We start from the raw sequence: 19,840 nt of genomic DNA on the forward strand, positions 1-19,840 counted from the left end.
ATTAAGCTCGAATTACTAAACCTTGACGCAGTAGTGCTTCTGCCATCGTTCGATCAAGCGGCTTAGAAAAGAAAAAGCCCTGCACATATTCACAGCGCAATGCCTTAAGTTGCGCTAGTTGCGATGCCGTTTCGACCCCTTCAGCAATAACATCCATGCCCAGATTCCAGGCTAATTTGACGATAGCTCTAACGATTTCTAGCTGCTCCCCTTCAGAATCAATCCGGGTAATGAAAGAACGGTCAATCTTCAGCTTATCAATCGGTAGACGATGCAAATACGCTAGAGAAGAATATCCCGTGCCAAAGTCGTCTACGTAAAGCTGTACCCCAAGCGCCTTGAGCTGTTCCAGTACGGCAGTCGCAGTTTCAAGACTGTGCATAATCGCACTTTCTGTAATTTCGATTTTCAGACTTTGTGAGTCTAGCCCCGTCTCCTGGAGAATTTGCTGCACCTGCTCAGGTAAGTCTGATTTTGAAAACTGCTGGGCAGAGAGGTTGACGCTGATAGTCAAGGGTGGCTGACTCGGAAACTGCTGCTGCCACTGGTGCAGTTGGGAGCAAGCCTGATGGAGAACCCACTGGCTAATCAAGCTCACTAGCCCCATTTCTTCTGCCAATGGAATGAATTTTGTTGGAGTTACCAGCCCTCGCTGTGGATGTCGCCACCGAATCAGCGCTTCAAAGCCGCTGATCTTACCGGTTGCGACCGCTACAATCGGCTGATAGTAAAGCTGAAATTCTTGGCGCGCTAGGGCTAACCGCAGGTCAGTTTCTAGCCGCAGTCGAGAGGATGCTTTGACTCGTAGCTCAGCATCAAAGAGTTCATAACGAGCTTTGCCTAGCGCCTTTGCCTGATACACAGCGGAGTAGGCGTTGTGTAGCAAATTTTCAGACTGATCATGCTTTGTGCCTGTCGCGATGCCAATGCTCACTGAGAGGAATACGTCTTGACCATTGAAATTAAAGGGTGAGGCAAAGGCTTGCTGAATTTTTTCGGCAACGGCGATCGCCTCATTCGTATCCTCAATCTGTTCTAGAAAAATGCCAAACTCATCTTCACGCAGGTGAGTAATCGCCTGCACTAGAGGTAAATTTAGAATCAGTCGTTGAGCGATCGCCCGCAGCAATTGATCGCCGACTTCCCGTCCTAAGCTGTCATTGATTACATTGAAGCGATCGACATCAACTAGCAAAATTGCCAGCGTTTGATCAGCTTGGGCAATGGCGATCGCCTGCCTCAACTGCCGCATGAACACCATTGGCGTGGGTAAAGCAGTTAACTCGTCATTACAGAGTTTTTGCTGCCAACTTAATGCTGCTAACTGATGCAGCAAAGGTTCTGATCCTGACAGTTGATGAAAAGCAGTAAATTCACCGTCTGTTTCCACATCAGACTCCAGCACATCAACCAAACGCATCAAGCGCTCTGTATTGCTAAACGCAATCTCCAACATTCGTTGCCCTTTTTCTGGCAAAGTGCCGAGCATTCCGGTCAACAGCAAACCCAGTGCCGCCCGAATCGAGGTCAGGGGTGTTCTTAGCTCATAGCTGACGGCTGAAGCAATGTCATCTAGCTCTGAATCCAGCTCTGGCGAAAAGCCACGCACTTCTTCAGAAAATTGAGAGTTTGACTCAACGTTTGGCTCAACCATTTCTAGAGACTCCATCCCAGCACTGCGGCAACCTGACCAGCCAACGCAACGGGGTCAAAAGGTTTAGACAATACAGCCGTCACTCCCAAATCGGCAAATCGGCGCTGATCAGCCGCCTGCACCTTGGCAGTAAGTAGCACAACCGGAATCTGGTGCGTTGCAGGCATGGACTGGAGCTTTTGAAACGTAGTCGGGCCATCCATGTCAGGTAGCATGACATCTAGCAAGATCGCATCAGGCTGCTCCGCTTCAGCTAGAGCCAGTCCTTCACTGCTAGAACTAGCAGTAATCACCTCCCATCCTCCCATCATCTCAAGACTCGCTTGAGCAACTTCCCGAATATCATCCTCGTCATCGATAATTAGAACTCGCTTAGTTGCCACCAGCTATACCTCCGCTAACTAAATTAAACCGCTCACCACCTGCCGTCGCTCGATTGAGTAGTCGCATGATTAGCGCTTCTAACGCTTCTGGAACAGCCCGGCTTTTGGTAATGAATTCTGTTTGACCCAGGTGACTCAGGTGTAGACGCGATCGCTCCACATCTCCTAATTCTTGGGCAGTGTAGATTATCAATGGCATTTGGCAGAAGTGTTCTTGCTGGCGCAACCACTCTACAACGGCAAATCCACTTCCCTTTGATAAAGTCAGGTCTAACACGAGCAAGTCAGGAATGAAATGCTGGCACAGTTCAATGGCGGCTTGCTGAGTTTGAGCATATGCAGTTTGAACCTGATGGCAACCAAGCATCGCAGCCAAAACTCGCGTTAAGTCTAGGTCATCTTCTACAATTAGCACTCGCCCAACCTGTCCTTGCTGCATCGCGAATTGCTTCAGCATTTGAAACAGAGAAGCATAATCAGCCGATTGATAGACCCAACCCATTGTGCCCAATAGTTCAAACTCAACTCGTGAAGAGGGGGTACTGAAAATGATTAGGGGAATATCTGGAATGCTATTGCGCTGTTTTAGCAGCGTCAGCAGTTCCCAGTCATCCGTCTTAGGATTATCTAAGTCCAGCAAAATCGCCGTTGGCTGCAAGGCTGCTGCTCTGGCGATCGCCTCTTTCACCGACTTAACGACAACCACCTGATAATTCTGTTGCTCCAGCAAACCTTGCAGCGTCTCAAAATGAGTTGACGCATCGTGGCACATCACAATGGATTGCTTGTTGCCAACAATCAACCCTTTCAACCCATTGGACTCAGCTAGGGGCAACGTCAGATAAAAGCAACTCCCTTCACCCAACCCACTTTCTACCCAAATTTTGCCGCCGTGTTGCCTGACGATATTGCGGCAAATCGCCAACCCTAGCCCTGTTCCGCCTTTTTGCCGTGAATCAGAAGCATCAACCTGCTGAAACCGCTCAAAGATAGACTCTAGCTTTTCTGGAGGAATGCCACGCCCCTGATCTTTGACCGAAATCAGAAGCATAGGAGGTTTGGCACTACTGTCTTTTGATCCCGGTGGAACGTAAGTTTCTGCGGTCAGCCAGACAGTGCTACCCGCAGCCGAAAACTTAATCGCGTTGCTAATTAGATTGGTAAAAACCTGAATCAATCGATCAGGGTCAACATTGATGCTGACCGAAATGCTGGAGCAGCAGAGAGTCACGCCTGCCCTTTCAGACATGGGCTGCATCATTTCAGCTACCTGTCGCAGCAAATCAGCCGCATTACAAGACTGCTGATGCAGGGTGAATTTATCAGATTCTAGACGCTCCAGGTCAAGGATGTCGTTAATTAGGCGAATCAGGCGATCGCTATTGTTGACAGCAATCTCTAACATGCGATGCCCTTTTTCAGTTAGGGTGCCCATTTTGCCAGTCAGCAACAACCCCAGAGACCCTCGCAAAGAAGTCAGCGGTGTGCGGAGTTCATGACTGACCGTAGAAATAAACTCATCTTTCATGCGCTCTATAGCAGTGCGATCGCTAACATCTCGCCCAATCATCGAAGCCCCCGTAATTTTGCCAGTCTGGTCTTTTACTGGAGACAGGGTTAGAAATACGTCAATCAGCCTGCCATCTTTACGCCGATGTCGGGTTTTGTAGTAATCAAGGTGGGTTTGCGGTTGCAGGCTCTCAGGAATGGGCGATCGCTCATCTTCATTAGGCGGCAGCAGCAATGATGTAACGGTTTGCCCTAGCGCTTCCTCGGCTGAGTAGCCGTAAATTTTTTCTGCCCCCAGGTTCCAGCTTGTAATCCGAGAGTCGAGGCTGGTGCTGAGAATAGCATCATCAGAAGATTCAACAATTGCAGCCAGTTGAGCTAGCGCCGCCTCAGCCTGCTTGCGATCGCTGATGTCTCTGACGATTACCAGCACTTCGTCTTCACCGCTAACTACTATTCGAGCTTCTTGCGTGTGTAGTACTCCAGCCATCTGAAACTGAAACTCATAAATCTGCATCTCACCTGTTTGCAGAGCGCGATTTACATACTGCATTCGTTGATGAGCCAGCTCAAGTGGTATGCACTCGTAAACATTCCTACCCTGCATTTTGTTAAATGGGGCAAACTTTGCTCCATCTTTAGCTGAGACAAAATCTAGGTATGTGCCGTTTCGATTCATCCGAATCAACAAGTCGGGAATTACTTCCAGCAAGGCGTGAGTGGTCGTTTCACTCTTTTGTAGGGCTAACTCCGCCTGACGGCGTTCGGTGATGTCAATCCCAGTTCCAATGATGTATTCCACCGCCCCTTTTGGATTCAGCAGTGCAGTATTTGACCAGGCAATTAGCCGCTGCTCTCCCCATTTGGTCAACCAATAATTCTCGTAGGTGTTTGGAAACTGACCTACCTTTAAGCTGAAAAATTCTGCTTTGACGGGTTCTATCTCTTCAGCAGTCAGAAACACGTTCCAAAAGGGCTTATGTCTAACTTCCTCAAAAGCGAAGCCCGTTGTTTGGACGCAGCGGTTGTTAAAGCGAATAATTTCCCCTTGAGGGTTGAGAACAACGACCAGAGCTCCAACAGTGTCGAGTACTGCCGCACTAAAGTCACGCTCTTGCTCTAGCTTGACTTCTATTTGCCGATGTTTAGCCATCTCCTGACGAATCAGAGAGAAAAACAGCGTTAAAGCTCCAATGTTAAGAGAAGTGATCAGCAGAAATTCACCTCGGTGGGCGATCGCACTCATTCCAATTGCCAGTGCTGCAACCACACCAAACCCTAACGCTAGCCTTTGCCGAAAAGGACCGTGGCGCTTTGTTTTCCTGCGCTCGATCGCCATTCGTTCTAGGTCGGTCAAGTTTCGACGTAGTTCAAGTTGCCGAGCAGCCTGTTGTCCTAAAACCTTCAGTGCCTCCACCTGCTCGGCGGTTAGCTCCCGTGGCACCCGATCCAGTACACACAAAGTTCCGAGAGCGTATCCTTCAGAGGTCAGTAGCGTCACCCCAGCGTAGAATCGAATGTGGGGATCGTTTGTCACCAGCGGATTGTCTGTAAACCTTGGATCAGCCAAGGTATCCGGAACAATCAGCATTGATTGCCCAATAGTGTAGCTACAGAAAGCAATATTTCGGGGTACCTGGGGCGTTTCCAAACCAACTTTGGACTTAAACCATTGGCGATCGCCTTCTAACAAACCGACCAAGGCGATCGGAGTCTGACAAATTTGGGCAGCGAGTTGGGTAATGTCATCAAACCCGCGTTCCGCCGCAGTATCCAAAATTCTGTACTGGTGAAGCGCTTGCAGTCTATCTGACTCGTTAGCAGGTAAGGGAGCATTGACCATATTCTTGAGAACTATCCTGAAGCTCACCAGCGCAAAGGTGCAGGTCTGTATGAATGGTTTCGCAAAATTTGCACAGCTTTGGATTTAGCATTCCCTAAATTAGCGATTGGAATCCTGTCCGATTCTTCAAATAGTTGCGGTTGTGAGGGAGTTGGCTTCGTCCGCTCCTACAACCACAATCCATAGAGTTGCAATGCCAGCTATAAATTGTCAGTATCGCTGATTTTTAGGGAATCCTTGTGGTGCGGATTGAGTTTCTAGGCTCAGTGATGGATGTCCATGAGAATCTTACTGGTTGAAGATGATGAGCATCTTGCAGAACTGCTCACCGACACGCTAATCGAACAGCACCATACGGTCGATCGAGCCGAGGATGGATTATCAGGCCTGACCCTTGCAGAAGAGCTAGCCTATGACCTAATTTTGCTGGACGTAATGCTGCCCAAGTTGGATGGCATCAGTTTTTGTCGTCAGTTGCGGACGAAGGGCAGTCAAGTTCCAGTCTTGCTCATGACTGCCAGAGATACCAGTACCGATAAAGTCATTGGGCTAGATGCCGGGGCAGACGACTACCTGGTTAAGCCGATTTCTCCTCAAGAACTGCTGGCTCGCATGAGAGCACTGTTGCGACGGGGAACTTCCTCCCGATCGCCCCTTCTAGAGTGGGGAGAACTATGCCTCGCCCCCAGCACCTGTGAGGTAACTTACAGCGGCACGGTGATGCACTTGACTCCTAAGGAATACGCCATCCTAGAGCTGCTTTTGCGAAATAATCAGCGCGTCTATAGCCGCAGTGCCATTTTGGATCAGCTCTGGGGATTTGAAGACCTGCCCGGAGAAGACACCGTTAAAGCTCACATCAAAGGACTACGGCAAAAGCTCAAAGCAGTTGGAGCAACGGATGTTATAGAAACGGTCTATGGTTTGGGCTATCGCTTAAACATGAATTACTTGAAAAATCCACCGCTGGAAAAGACTGCATCTTTGGTCACCCCTCTTCCCTCAAGCCCGGAGCAGCAAACGCGATCGCTCGTCGCCAAAATTTGGGAAAGAGCCAAAGCCAAAACCCTTCAGCAGATCGAAGTTTTGGAAGCAGCAGTGGGTTTAACCCCAATGCCAGACAAGAGCGATCGCCTATGGAAACGCGCCAAACAAGAAGCACACAAGCTGGCAGGTTCTTTAGGAACGTTTGGTCTGGCAGAAGGCACCCAGCTAGCCCGTCAAATCGAGCAGCTTTTGCAGCTTGAAACGGCACTCAGCCCCGACCAGCAACAGCAGATTCAACAGCAGGTGGTAGACCTGCGCCAACTGTTAGAGGCGGCAATTTGCCCTTCCTTGCCAAAGCAGCCTGAACCTGTAGCAGAAGTTAAAACATTGGTCAGTGCAAATACTCAGGAACCTCTCCTGATGATTGTGGATGACGATCAGACATTGGCAGAACTCCTGAGCGCAGAAGCCCAAAACCGGGGATTTAGAACAGCAATCGCCCCTAACCCTGACATTGCTAGAGTCGAAATCAACCGTAACTCCCCTGATGTGTTGCTGTTAGATTTGTCTTTTGTAGAGTCTGATGAAACAAAATCTAACCACTCAGAACTGGATGAAGCTGGGCTAAAGCTTTTAGCAGAATTGAGTCAGCGCGTTCCTCCCATTCCCGTCCTCGTGTTTACTGGAAGAGGGCAAGAAGTCGATCGGGTTACGGTTGCTCGCCTTAAAGGCAGACGCTTTCTACAAAAACCGACGACTCCCACCGAAGTTTTAGAAGCCGTGACTGAAGTTTTAGCCCAAGACAGAAAAGTAGAGTCGAGCGTTTTGGTCGTCGATGATGACCCGTTAATTTTGCAGGCGCTTCAGACTTTGCTGCAGCCTTGGGGGTTACGGGTAGCAACACTAGATAACCCGTTGCAGTTTTGGGATGCCCTAGAAGCAACCAAACCCGATTTGCTCGTCCTTGACATTGAAATGCCAGAACTAGATGGCATTGAATTGTGTCAGACCCTACGCAACGATCCTCACTGGAATTGGATGCCTGTGCTTTTTCTGACTGCCCATACTGATGCAAGCACAATTCAGCAGGTGTTTGCGGTTGGGGCAGACGATTATGTCAGCAAACCAATCATTGCCCCAGAACTGATTACCCGCATTCTGAACCGCATTGAACGAACTCGACTCCTACGAAATCAGACAGAAACAGACGCACTTACGGGTACGGCGAATCGACAACAATCTACTCAAGAGTTAAGCAAGCTCCTACAACTGGCACAGCGCTCTCAGCAGCCCCTCTCTTTGTCTGTCTTGAGGCTGGATCACTTGAAGCAGATAAACAGCCAGCATGGGCATCGGTTTGGCGACCAGGCATTGCGGCAGGTAGCGCAACTGCTGCGACAAAAGCTTCGCATTGAAGATGTGGTGTCTCGCTGGAGTGGGGCAGAGTTTGTGATTGGCATGTATGGCATCAACCGCAGCGCTGGTATAGAGTGGCTGGCAGAAATTCTAGAAGCCCTGCGGCAGATAGAAATTACGGTCGAAGGTAAAACCTCTCTTCCGATCACGTTCAGTGCAGGAGTGGCTCAGTATCCCGAAGATGGTCTGCTGCTGCGCGATCTGTATCAGTCAGCCAATGCAGCTTTAGAGCGGACTGAAGCAACGGGAGGCGATCGCGTTCTCCCCGCTTACTGGCAACCAATTCAGGCTGAAGCACTACTCAAAACCGATGTGGTGCTCGTGCATCCTGACGCAAGCTTTGCTCAACCACTGCTGTATGCGCTGGAAACCAGGGGATACCACAATCACTGGCTACAGGATGGCGAGACAGCGATCGAACTTCTAGCGGGAAACGAGCCTGAGGTGCGATCGCAAATTATCTTGATTGGGAGAAACTTACCGGGAATAGACGGACTCGAACTGCTCAAGCACCTGGCGCAAGGGCAGGTGACGCGCCACTCAAAGCTAATTATGCTATCGCTGCCTCCGAGCGAGGCAGAAACGGCTTTAGAACTCGGAGCCTTTGACTACATTTCAGACCCTTACCGCTTGCCTGTTGTGATGCAGCGCTTACGACGAGCTTTTGTGGCTACAAAACTTGACATAAGTTGAATTATCAACTGGCTTTAATGCGATCTCCCCATTCTGATAGACTTTTAGACTGAGGCTCAGTCCGCAAAACGTCGCAAAATCAGTAGTTGGGAGGCATGCCTGGTGGAAAATACACTCGGTTTAGAGATTATTGAGGTGGTGGAGCAGGCGGCGATCGCCTCTGCCCGCTGGATGGGTAAAGGTGAAAAGAACACTGCTGACCAGGTTGCAGTGGAGGCTATGCGAGAGCGCATGAATAAAATCTACATGCGTGGGCGCATTGTGATTGGAGAAGGAGAGCGGGATGACGCGCCCATGCTCTACATCGGGGAAGAAGTGGGAATTTGTACCCAACCCGATGCCAAAGACTTCTGTAACCCCGATGAGCTGATTGAAATTGACATTGCCGTTGACCCCTGCGAAGGCACCAACCTGGTTGCTTATGGTCAGAATGGCTCAATGGCAGTGCTGGCTATTTCTGAAAAAGGCGGATTGTTTGCTGCACCCGACTTTTACATGAAGAAGCTGGCTGCTCCACCCGCCGCTAAGGGCAAGGTGGACATCAACAAGTCAGCCACCGAGAACCTGAAGATTCTCTCGGAGTGCCTCAACCGTTCTATTGAAGAATTGGTCGTGGTAGTGATGAAGCGCGATCGCCACAACGAATTAATCAAAGAAATTCGGGAAGCAGGCGCACGGGTTCGGCTGATCAGCGACGGTGATGTATCTGCTGCCATTTCCTGCGGGTTTACGGGCACCAACATCCATGCGCTAATGGGCATCGGTGCGGCTCCCGAAGGGGTGATTTCCGCAGCAGCAATGCGCTGCCTGGGTGGTCACTTCCAAGGACAGTTAGTCTACGATCCGGCGATCGTTAAAACGGGCTTGATTGGCGAAAGCAAGGAAAGCAACATCGAGCGCCTGACCTCGATGGGCATCACTGACCCCGACAAGGTTTACGATGCTGACGAGCTGGCTTCCGGCGAAACCGTATTGTTTGCGGCTTGTGGCATCACCCCCGGAACGCTGATGGAAGGCGTTCGTTTCTTTCATGGCGGTGCCCGGACACAAAGCTTGGTTATTTCTAACCAATCTCGCACGGTGCGCTTTGTTGATACGATTCACATGCTGTCTGAAGAGGCACCCTCTTTGCAGTTGAGATAAGTCAACTCCTCCCCGTTCTTGTAGAGATGGAATTCATCAAGTCTTTTCCTGATGAGTCCCATCCCTGCAAGAACAAATCCCCAGATTCTTGAAGAGTCTGGGGATATTAAATTCTGCGTAAAAACGACCGACCGTTTTCGTCTACAGATTAGGTACAACAACCAAATTCTTCCCTCGACTTCGTGAGTGTGCCTCTACGAGGTGCATTAGCTGTGTGGAGTTAAAGACGGGCAATCTGAAGAATTGTATCTCAGGGCAATTCATAAAAATTCATGCAGAAAAGTGCGATAGAAGCGGCTTTGGCGCTTTAGCCGCCTACCTTAAGTTGATAAACTTCTTTTAGATTGCTGACTCTTATGGGTTAGTTGTTTATATTACGAAAACTTGATTAATCTCTAGTCTGGCTGATGTTCAAATGCAGTTGTTAGGGTTGAAAAGAGTCGGCTGTTAAAGCGCCTTGTTCGACATACCTAAAAAGACCCCTTTCAGCAGAAGGGCAACCTACTTATCAGCAGACCCGTTCAAAAACTTTGGGAGGAACGATGAATATTGCCGTTGTGGGACTGAGCCACAAAACAGCCCCGGTAGAAGTGCGAGAAAAGCTGAGTATTCCGACTCCGCAAATGGAAGCGGCGATCGCCCATCTCTGTAGCTATCCCCATATCCAGGAAGCTACCATTCTCAGCACTTGCAATCGTCTGGAAATCTACGTTGTCACCAGTGAAACTGAGCATGGAATGCGAGAAGTGGCTCAGTTTTTAGCGGAATACAGCAAATTGCCGATTTACCAGTTGCGCCCTTATCTGTTTACGTTGCTGCACCAGGATGCCGTAATGCATCTGATGCGGGTAGCGGCAGGGCTAGACAGCCTAGTGCTGGGCGAAGGGCAAATTCTGTCGCAGGTCAAGCACACCCACAAAGTTGGGCAGCAGTACAAAGGGATTGGGCGAGTTCTCAATCACCTGTTCAAGAAAGCGATTGAGGCAGGAAAGCGTGTTCGCACTGAAACCAGCATCGGTACAGGGGCTGTTTCCATCAGTTCCGCTGCGGTAGAACTGGCGCAGATGAAGACGCAAAACCTGGCAGCTTGTCGGGTGGCGATCGTCGGTGCAGGCAAAATGTCACGGCTGCTGGTGCAACACCTCTTACCGAGAACACCTGCTCAAATCTGCGTTCTGAACCGATCGCTAAATGGTGCTCAGGAATTAGCCAATCAGTTCAAAGAGGCAGATTTGCGGCTGCATACGCTGGCAGATTTGCACACGGTGCTAGCAAATTCTGATGTGGTGTTTACCTGCACTGCTGCAACTGAGCCACTGTTAGACCGCGCCAAGCTAGAGATGATTCTGGAGCCAAATCAGCCATTGATGTTGTTTGACATCTCGGTGCCGCGCAACGTCGATGCTGATGCCAACGATTTGTCTCATGTCCAGGCATTTAACGTAGATGACTTGAAAGCAGTAGTGGCGCAAAACCAGGAAAGCCGCAGGCAGATGGCAATGGAAGCGGAAGCGCTGCTGGAAGAAGAAGTTGAGGCGTTTGAGGTGTGGTGGCGATCGCTTGAAACCGTTTCCACCATCAGCAGCCTCCGAGACAAAGTCGAAACTATCCGGGAGCAAGAGTTAGAGAAAGCGCTGTCCCGCCTGGGAACAGAGTTTGCCGAAAAGCACCAGGACATCATCGAAGCCCTTACCAGAGGTATCGTCAACAAAATTCTGCACGACCCGATGGTGCAGCTTCGTGCTCAGCAAGACATTGAGGCACGACGCAAGGCAATGCAGACGCTGCAAGTTCTGTTTAACCTGGAAGGTGCCTCGAACGAGCAGTATAGTTAGGGGCTAGGAACTAAGACTAGGGGCTAGAAACTTAAGTGTTTAAGCCTTTTTTAGAGGGGTGAATTCTTGGGCTGGTTGCTGTTTTGGAGCCAGCTCAAGAATTCATCCCTCTGTCGCATTAGGATTGGGTTAGGCAATCCTGCCCTAAAGCGATCCCAGAGCAGAATCTATGTTTAGCCACAAGCATCTTCTACCCCAGAAAAAGGCAGACTACTGGCGCTGGGCTGTCGGGTTGTTTAGCATTCTGTTTCTGCTGGATCTGGTCAGTTTTCTGATTGCTGAGGGGTTGTGGTTTCAGACGGTTGATTCTCTCCAGGTGTTTTGGGTGCGCGTGCAAACTCAAGGTCTGTTGGGGTTGCTCGCGTTTGGACTGAGTGCGAGTTTGCTATTGAGTAATTTGGCGATCGCTCGTCAACACGCCTGGTTAAAACCGCCCGATGATGCTGATCAGTCAGCCCCGGCAAGAATGGGGTTATTGCAACTTCTGCCATTGACTTTGAGTCTGAGCTTGATTATCGGCGTGATGCTGCTCTATCACGGGCAGTTGGCGGTGAGTTACTGGCATCCTCGGCTCAGTTTGTATAGTGATAATTCTCAAATTCCAGTTAAGTTTCAGCCAGAGTTAGTTTGGCAGATTGGGCAAGAGTTAAGTACTCATCTCTGGCAGGTGGGGTTTATGGTGGGGCTGGCGATCGCCCTGTTGATTTACCCACAGCCACTCCTAGTGGGAGCGGCAATTCTGATGAGTCTTGCGTTTGGACTGGTGATTTCAGAACATTGGGCAAAAGTCTTGCCCTACTTTAACCCGACCTCGTTTGGAGAAGTCGATCCACAGTTCGGACAAGATATTAGTTTTTACATATTCAAACTCCCCGTCTGGGAATTGCTGGAGTTTTGGCTGATTGGGCTATTAACTTTGGCATTTGTTTCAGTTTTGCTGATTTATCTGCTGTCGGGAGATAGCCTCAGTCAGGGCAGGTTTTCTGGATTTTCGGCAACTCAGCGGCGACATCTTTATGGATTGGGCGGCGGACTGATGTTGGCGATCGCCCTCAGCTATTGGCTCGATCGCTACACCTTGCTTTACTCCAGACAAGGCGTTGTCTATGGCGCAAGTTACACCAACGTCACAGTCCAGCTTCCTGGTTACACCATTCTTAGCCTTTTGGCAGCCCTGATTGGCGCATTTTTGCTGTTTCGCACCCTCTTCTGGACAGCGGCAAGGAGCAATATTTCCCAGCGAGTGTCAACCCGTCAAACGGCATCCCGCAAATATCCAGCTTCAACCCCGTCTCGCCCTTTACCCCTCGTTCTCGTCGGGTACCTGCTATTGGCGGCAATGGTCGCGGTGCCTCTGCCGCTTGCCGTACAGCGATTTGTCGTGCAGCCAAATGAGCTAGAGCTAGAGCGACCTTTCATTCAGCGCACGATCACCCTGACGCGCAAAGCGTTCAATCTGGATCAGATTGAGGTTGAAACTTTTGTTCCAGAAGACAACCTGACTACTGAAGAAATTCAGCGAAATGATCTAACGATTAGCAATGTTCGGCTGTGGGATACTCGCCCACTGCTACAGACGAATCGGCAGCTTCAACGAATTCGACTGTACTACGAATTTCCGGGGGCTGACATTGATCGCTACACCTTACTCAACGAAGCGGGTGAAACCGAACGACGGCAAGTGCTAATTGCGGCACGGGAGCTAGACTACAATTCGGTTCCAGCAGAAGCTCAAACTTGGGTCAATAAGCACCTGATCTACACACATGGTTACGGCTTTACGCTCAGTCCCGTGAACACAGCCGGGCCAGGTGGCTTACCTGACTATTTTGTTCGAGGAATTGAGCAAATTCCCAGCAGCGATCGCATTCGTGACAGCATTCCCCTGGATAATCCTCGAATTTACTACGGTGAATTAACTAATACCTATGTGATGACGCAAACGCGGGTGAGTGAGCTAGACTTTCCCAGCGGCAGTGAGAATGTCTACAACAGCTATGACGGTCTAGGCGGCGTCGACATTAGCGGCTTTGGGCGACGACTGATTTTTGCTAAGCACCTGCGCGACTGGCAAATGATGCTGACTGAAGATTTTACGCCCCAAACTCGGCTGCTGTTTCGGCGCAACATCATGAGTCGGGTAAGAGCGATCGCCCCCTTCTTGCACTATGACCGTGACCCTTATCTGGTAGTGGCAAACGCAGGTAATGGGCTGGGAATAGACACTGCAGACTCAACTCCTAACTACCTGTATTGGGTGATTGATGCTTACACCACGAGCGATCGCTACCCCTATTCCGACCCTGCCGACAATGACTTCAACTACATTCGCAACTCCGTCAAAGTCGTTGTGGATGCCTACAACGGCAAAGTACATTTCTACGTTGCAGACCCCGAAGATCCCATTATCAACACCTGGGGCAAGATTTTCCCCAATATGTTTCAGCCGCTCGATCAGTTGCCCGCTGCTTTACTGAGTCATATTCGCTACCCACAGGATTTTTATCGCGTTCAGTCTGACCAGTTGATGACCTATCACATGACTGACCCGCAAGTGTTTTACAACCGGGAAGACCAGTGGCGTGCGCCCAACGAAATCTATGGAGATGAGCAACCGTTGGTAGAGCCTTACTACCTGATCATGAAACTGCCTGCGGAAAACAGCGAAGAATTTATCCTGTTGCGCCCCTTTACACCGGTGCAGCGCAACAACATGATTGCGTGGCTAGCAGCTCGTTCAGATGGGGCTGGCGAATCCTCACCTAACCTTAATCGCTATGGCAGACTATTGCTCTATCGTTTCCCCAAGCAAGAACTGGTGTACGGACCAGAGCAAATTGAAGCGCGAATTAACCAAGATCCAGTCATTTCTCAGCAGATTTCGCTCTGGAATCGGCGCGGCTCTAGGGCAATTCAAGGAAATTTGTTGGTGATTCCGATTGAACAATCTTTGCTCTACATCGAGCCACTTTACCTGGAAGCAGAGCAAAACCAACTGCCCACGCTCGTCAGGGTGATTGTTGTCTATGAAAATCGGATTGCGATGGCAGAAACGCTGGAACAGGCACTAGCAGGAATTTTTCAGCCTGATACAAGCAATGCACCCACAATCGTGCGTCCTGTAGGAGAACTCTTGCCGCCCGAGGGAGGAGCTTTGTCGCCTTGACAGATTACTATGTTTTCTGAACGTGAAACCTTCTGTTCGTGTTCAAAATTAAACACATCTCCATTCAGCAATGCCAGCTGAGGCGCTATATGCTGAGAGAAGGAGCCGCTGAGCAATGACCTATGCAAATTTACCTGGACTATAGTGCCACTACACCCACTCGCCCAGAGGCGATCGCCCAAATGCAGCAAATCTTCACGCAGCAGTGGGGCAATCCTTCTAGCCTGCATGAGTGGGGGCAACGAGCTGCGACTGTAGTGGAGCGAGCCAGAGTCCAGGTAGCGGATTTAATCAATGCAACGCCGGATTCTATTATCTTTACGGCTGGCGGCACCGAAGCAGACAACCTGGCAATTATGGGTATTGCACAGCAGTATTCAGTGCCTCAGCATTTGATTATCTCCAGCGTGGAGCATTCTGCAATTTCAGAGCCCGCACGCCTGTTAGAGCAATGGGGTTGGGAGGTGACGCGCCTACCCGTGAATGCTCAGGGACGAGTCAATCCTCAAGATTTGCAGGCAGCACTACGGGCGAACACGGTTCTGGTTTCAGTCATTTACGGACAGAGTGAAGTCGGAACCCTGCAGCCCATTGAAACGTTAGGACGAATCGCTCAGGCTTACGGAGCGCTGTTTCACGTAGATGCAGTGCAGGTAGCAGGGCGATTGCCGATTGATGTACAGCGGCTACCCGTGGATTTGCTCTCTCTGTCGAGCCATAAGATCTATGGTCCCCAAGGAGCAGGGGCACTGTACGTGCGTCCGGGCGTTGAACTCATGCCGTTGCTAAATGGTGGTGGGCAAGAATTTAAGCTGCGCTCTGGGACGCAGGCGGTTCCATTGATTGCCGGATTCGGCATCGCAGCTGAACTCGCGGCTGAAGAGATGGCAACCGAAACGCCTAGATTGATTCAACTGCGCGATCGCCTATTTGACCAACTGGCAGACGTACCGGAACTGATGCCCACGGGCGATCGCCTGCATCGACTACCCCACCACGTCAGTTTTTGTTTGCTCAATGCCGATGGCGAAAAGCTCAGCGGTAAAACCTTAGTACGGCAGATGAACCTGGCTGGAATTGGCATCAGTGCCGGATCAGCCTGTCATAGCGGCAAGCTCGTTCCCAGTCCAATTTTGGTAGCAATGGGATATGGCGATCGCACCGCTAAGAGCGGCATTCGCCTCACGCTTGGACGACAGACTACTCTTGAAGACATCGATTGGACAGCCCTGGCATTAAAACAAATCTTGCAGCGAGTCGCCCCTGCTCCCGTTTGTGGCGCTTGCTCTGGCATGTCATGAGGTGGGACTGTGCCCCTGGTATGGCAAGCAACTTGCCCTTTCGACAGAGGCTCAGAGAAATTGCAGCAATTACGCTGCATATCAGTAGAAGGATAAGACTCGGGTAGACAACTGGGAGCTTTACCCACCCAGGGAAAGCAGCTTCAGATTGATCTGTTAGCTGCATCGGATGCGGTAGCATCTTTGATTTAAAGCCCTCAAGAGCCTCCAGCTTGGTGTAAAGCTCCCAGATTACTTTTATTACCCTAAAACTTCTTGCCTGACAGAGTATCTTCAGGTCTGGCTAAGAAGCTTATCTTGAGCTGGAATTTTAACATCAAGGTTTCCTCACCATGAATCGACTGAATTGCAAAGGTTTAATCAAAAAAGCAACTGGCGTTGTTGGCGCTGCCACACTGACTTCCCTGATTGGTCTTCCTGGACTGGCACAAGTCAATCCCAGACCTAGCATCCTTAACGAAGCGCCTTACAACAACAACGCTACTGGGGCAACAGGTGAGTTAAATCCTAATCCCGGTGTTTTTAATGAAGCCCCTTACAACGGTTCCACAACTCCCGGAGCCGTACAGGCTTCTCCCGCAACTACACCTGCCAGCCAAACTCCAACTGCTCTATCTGCGGCTCCTGTCAGCAGCTTAGATCAGCAATTCATGATCATGGCTGCTCAAGGCAACAATGCTGAGATCCAAACTTCGCAGTTGGCGCTAGACCGTTCTGAAAACGAAGAAGTGAGACAATTTGCTCAGCGGATGATTCAGGAACACACTCTGGCAAACCAGCAGCTACAGCAAATTGCTTCCCAGTATGGAACGAATTTGCCTGCTGACCCTGGTCCATTGAACCAGGCGATCGCCGAGCAACTGGCACAGCTTTCTGGCTCAGAATTTGATCGGGCTTACATGGGTGCACAAACTAACGCTCACCTGAGAACGGTCGCCCTGTTCCAAACCCAAATTCAGCAAGGACAGGAAGAATCCCTGAGACAGTATGCAACCCAATTGCTGCCATCGGTCGCAGACCATTACGAAATGGCAAGCACCATGGTGCAACAGTACCGCGCTGACGAGCCTAGCCGTCCGCTTCAGTAGTCCCAGAGACTCAGCCTGATTTAATCTGAATTTAAAAAGCTGCGCTCCTGTGGAGCGCAGCTTTTTACCTTTCATTTACCTTTCATCCTCAATCCAGGTCAGTTTGTAAGACAGCGGCGATCGCCTTCGATGCCTTTGTGCGAAACTCCTGCACATCCACACGGCTCAGTAGCCAAACTGCGACAAGCATTCCGATCGCCTGACAGGCAAAAACCAAACTAAAGGCAGGGAGCGGACTTTGAAACAAATTTCGTCCCAAGTCGAGCAAAGCTCCTCCTGCGACCGTTGCAGTTGCTTGAGATAGAGCTTGGGACAATCCCCAGGCACCCACAAATGTCCCAGCAGTTTCTGCTGCGGTCAGGTCTAACATCAGGCTCACCGCACCGTTTGTCAAAATGCCAGAAGCCAGCCCAAACAGCATCACCGCACTCTTGAGCATGACTTGTGTCTCAGTTAAGCCTGACAAAATTACCAGCACAAAACAGCCTGCGGTGAAAAGACAGCCTAATTGGGCAGTTCTTTGCTTACCTAGACGCGGCACGATGACAAAACCTGAAATTGCCATGCCCGCGAGAATGCCATAGCCCCAAAACTGGTTGAGCCCAGCGCTTTCACCAAGCGTCATGCCAAACACTTCACGAGCGTAAGGTTCCAGTACAGGCTGCTGTAAAAATAGGCTGATTGTCATCACCATCAGAAAGGTGAAGAAAATTGCCGTTTGTCGGGAAGCCGTGAGAACTTTAAGGGCTGCACCAAGGGTAATTCGATCTTCCCGTTCGGCAATCGTGGAGCGCGATTGATAGTGGGAATATTTCTTTTCAATCCCAAAGGTTGCCAGCACTCCTAATCCCACAACGGTGATCGGGAAAATAGTAAAGAGACGATTAATTGAAGGCTGCAACGTCTCTGGAGTGATGCCTTCAAGCATTTTTTCGCCTGCGATCGCCCCCGCTACAATACCCACGATTAGCATTGCCCAGACAATGCCAACCAGTTTTGAGCGGTTTTCTTCCTCCGACACATCCACCAGCAGCGCTGTAAATGGAGTCGAACTGGAGCTAATGCACAGCCCATATAGCGCAAACATAAACGCCAGCAACGCTGCCCAACCCGTACTTTGGGCCGTCCAACCCACAACAGTACTGGCTCCCAATTGCCAAACCACCTGTACTGCTAGATACAAGCAAACCGCCTGAAGCGCCAGCCCAAGCCAGATATAACCAGTGCGGTGGTGTCCCAAAATGGGTTTGGAGTCTGACATGTACCCAAACCAAATTCGCGCAGGGGCAACGAACTGATACATGGCGATCGCCCCCGCCGCGATCGTTCCTGGAATTCTTAACTCCGAAATCAAAACCTGGTTTAGTACACCCAGCGTCAATAATGACAGCAGCCCCAATCCCATTTGGAATAATCCCAGGCGGAACATCGTAAACAGCCCGATTTGAGGAACTGCCCTATTTGCTGTGGGTTGAGCAAGCTGCTCATCTGAAAAATTACCTGTCGCCATATTTATAAAACTTCAGTTCTAAAGTTATCAATCTTTGCTAGAGGAGCATCCTGTGGAAGCGTTTCTCTACTCCTTACGATAGAGAATGTTCACATCCTTGTTAAGAGGCGAACGATCAAAGTTAACTTTCGCAAGGAACAAAACCATCCATGAGTTTGTTAGGAAACATTATCTGGTTAATCTCTCGCCAAACAACACTTTAAACTGCTGGTTATTGCTCTACTTCCCTTCGGACAGGACTTGCGTTAAAAAGCGGTTCTCAAGGTAGAGGCAAGATAAAGTTTTGTAAAGTTACACTCATAGATATCTAACTCTAATTAAATGGAGGATACTTTGAGTACACAAACCGCACAAACCATTACGCTTGGTGCCAATGGCCCAACAGTAGCCGCCCTATGTATTGGGACCTGGGCTTGGGGCGATAAGCTGTTTTGGAGCTATGGCAGAGATTACGATGCAGCTCAGCTTCAAGAAGCATTTAAAGCAGCCTTGGATGCTGGAGTGAATTTCTTTGACACCGCTGAAATCTACGGCTTCGGTGAATCTGAAAAACTGCTGGGACAATTTATGCAGCAGGCATCACAGCCTGTACAGATTGCTACTAAATACATGCCGTTTCCCTGGCGGTTTAGTGGAGATGCGATCGCCAATACTTTAACCGAAAGCCTCAAGCGCTTGCAGGTTGGTAGCATTCCGCTCTATCAGGTACACATGCCGTTTGACTTTTTCATGAGCAAAAAGACGCTCATGGAAGCTCTAGCAGCAGAGGTCAAACGCGGTCGAATCGGGGCGATCGGTGTCAGCAACTACTCAGCTAGCCAAATGCGAGAAGCACATCAACTGCTGGCAGCACAGGGCGTTCCTTTGGCGGTCAACCAAATGCCCTACTCGCTCCTGGGTCGGCAAATCGAGACAAACGGCGTGATGGATGCGGCGCGTGAGTTGGGAGTAACGATTCTGGCATACAGTCCTTTAGCTCAGGGATTGCTGACCGGCAAGTACACACCAGAAAACCACACCACACCGACAGGGGCACGTCGGATTGATCCTCGCTTCAGCCGTGATGGGTTAGAAAAAATTGCGCCTTTGATCAACTTACTGAAGCGAATTGGGGAAAAGCGCGATCGCACCCCTGCTCAGGTTGCACTTAACTGGCTGATCGCCCAAGGTAATGTGATTCCGATCGCAGGAGCAAAAAACGCAGAACAGGCGCGACAAAATGCGGGTGCGTTGGGCTGGAGTCTCGACGAAAACGAAATTGCCGAACTCGACCAAATCACCCGCTCCTACCGATAAAGTTAAGTGTAGGATT

11 protein-coding genes are annotated in these 19,840 nt (G+C 50.0%); 7 read left to right on the plus strand and 4 right to left on the minus strand.

The window, feature by feature from the left end; all coding sequences use genetic code 11:
• Position 1: 1 nt before the first annotated feature.
• Genes H6F88_RS05070 through H6F88_RS32585 form a run of 3 tightly spaced genes read right to left on the minus strand, consistent with a single transcriptional unit; the run spans position 2 to position 5,389 of the window.
• The gene (locus H6F88_RS05070) at positions 2-1,654 is read right to left on the minus strand and encodes an EAL domain-containing protein (protein ID WP_190641664.1); all 1,653 of its coding nucleotides are present in this window, start codon (positions 1,652-1,654) and stop codon (positions 2-4) included.
• A gap of 2 nt (positions 1,655-1,656) precedes the next feature.
• Positions 1,657-2,037, minus strand: a complete 381-nt coding sequence (locus H6F88_RS05075; protein ID WP_190641665.1) for a response regulator — start codon at positions 2,035-2,037, stop codon at positions 1,657-1,659.
• Positions 2,027-5,389 (minus strand): PAS domain S-box protein, encoded by a 3,363-nt coding sequence (locus H6F88_RS32585; protein WP_199333456.1) that lies wholly within the window; start codon positions 5,387-5,389, stop codon positions 2,027-2,029. The genes H6F88_RS05075 and H6F88_RS32585 overlap by 11 nt, the downstream gene beginning before the upstream one ends.
• A 279-nt stretch (positions 5,390-5,668) precedes the next feature.
• Between H6F88_RS32585 and H6F88_RS05105 the strand changes: the two genes are divergently transcribed.
• The 6 genes from H6F88_RS05105 (at position 5,669) to H6F88_RS05130 (ending at position 17,018) form a co-directional block, all read left to right on the plus strand.
• Positions 5,669-8,485 carry a response regulator gene (locus H6F88_RS05105; RefSeq protein WP_190641666.1) on the plus strand — a complete coding sequence of 939 codons (2,817 nt, stop codon included), beginning with the start codon at positions 5,669-5,671 and terminating at the stop codon, positions 8,483-8,485.
• A 102-nt stretch (positions 8,486-8,587) separates the two neighbouring features.
• Positions 8,588-9,628, plus strand: a complete 1,041-nt coding sequence (gene glpX, locus H6F88_RS05110; RefSeq protein WP_190641667.1) for a class II fructose-bisphosphatase — start codon at positions 8,588-8,590, stop codon at positions 9,626-9,628.
• A 542-nt stretch (positions 9,629-10,170) separates the two neighbouring features.
• Positions 10,171-11,463, plus strand: coding sequence for a glutamyl-tRNA reductase (locus H6F88_RS05115; protein WP_190641668.1), 1,293 nt, complete (start codon positions 10,171-10,173; stop codon positions 11,461-11,463).
• 169 nt (positions 11,464-11,632) lie between these two features.
• Positions 11,633-14,629, plus strand: coding sequence for a UPF0182 family protein (locus H6F88_RS05120; RefSeq protein ID WP_190641669.1), 2,997 nt, complete (start codon positions 11,633-11,635; stop codon positions 14,627-14,629).
• Positions 14,630-14,751: 122 nt separating this feature from the next.
• Positions 14,752-15,930 (plus strand): cysteine desulfurase family protein, encoded by a 1,179-nt coding sequence (locus H6F88_RS05125; RefSeq protein WP_190641670.1) that lies wholly within the window; start codon positions 14,752-14,754, stop codon positions 15,928-15,930.
• A gap of 332 nt (positions 15,931-16,262) precedes the next feature.
• Positions 16,263-17,018 (plus strand): DUF4142 domain-containing protein, encoded by a 756-nt coding sequence (locus tag H6F88_RS05130; RefSeq protein ID WP_190641671.1) that lies wholly within the window; start codon positions 16,263-16,265, stop codon positions 17,016-17,018.
• An 88-nt stretch (positions 17,019-17,106) separates the two neighbouring features.
• On the opposite strand, the gene H6F88_RS05135 is transcribed toward H6F88_RS05130, so the two are convergent.
• A complete protein-coding gene (locus H6F88_RS05135) occupies positions 17,107-18,528 on the minus strand; it encodes a BCD family MFS transporter (protein WP_190641672.1) in 1,422 nt (473 codons plus the stop codon).
• 333 nt (positions 18,529-18,861) lie between these two features.
• On the opposite strand from H6F88_RS05135, the gene H6F88_RS05140 reads away from it, so the two are divergent.
• Positions 18,862-19,824 (plus strand): aldo/keto reductase, encoded by a 963-nt coding sequence (locus H6F88_RS05140; protein WP_242050402.1) that lies wholly within the window; start codon positions 18,862-18,864, stop codon positions 19,822-19,824.
• Positions 19,825-19,840 lie beyond the last annotated feature (16 nt).

Source organism: Oculatella sp. FACHB-28 (assembly GCF_014696015.1).
Taxonomy (GTDB): Bacteria; Cyanobacteriota; Cyanobacteriia; order Elainellales; family Elainellaceae; genus JAAUTN01.

Excerpts from the sequence above, each read along its gene's own strand:
- H6F88_RS05070 (WP_190641664.1), bottom strand. The coding sequence starts at position 1,654 with ATGGTTGAGCCAAACGTTGAGTCAAACTCTCAATTTTCTGAAGAAGTG.
- H6F88_RS32585 (WP_199333456.1), bottom strand. The coding sequence starts at position 5,389 with ATGGTCAATGCTCCCTTACCTGCTAACGAGTCAGATAGACTGCAAGCG.
- H6F88_RS05105 (WP_190641666.1), top strand. The coding sequence starts at position 5,669 with ATGAGAATCTTACTGGTTGAAGATGATGAGCATCTTGCAGAACTGCTC.
- H6F88_RS05115 (WP_190641668.1), top strand. The coding sequence starts at position 10,171 with ATGAATATTGCCGTTGTGGGACTGAGCCACAAAACAGCCCCGGTAGAA.
- H6F88_RS05120 (WP_190641669.1), top strand. The coding sequence starts at position 11,633 with ATGTTTAGCCACAAGCATCTTCTACCCCAGAAAAAGGCAGACTACTGG.
- H6F88_RS05125 (WP_190641670.1), top strand. The coding sequence starts at position 14,752 with ATGCAAATTTACCTGGACTATAGTGCCACTACACCCACTCGCCCAGAG.
- H6F88_RS05130 (WP_190641671.1), top strand. The coding sequence starts at position 16,263 with ATGAATCGACTGAATTGCAAAGGTTTAATCAAAAAAGCAACTGGCGTT.
- H6F88_RS05135 (WP_190641672.1), bottom strand. The coding sequence starts at position 18,528 with ATGGCGACAGGTAATTTTTCAGATGAGCAGCTTGCTCAACCCACAGCA.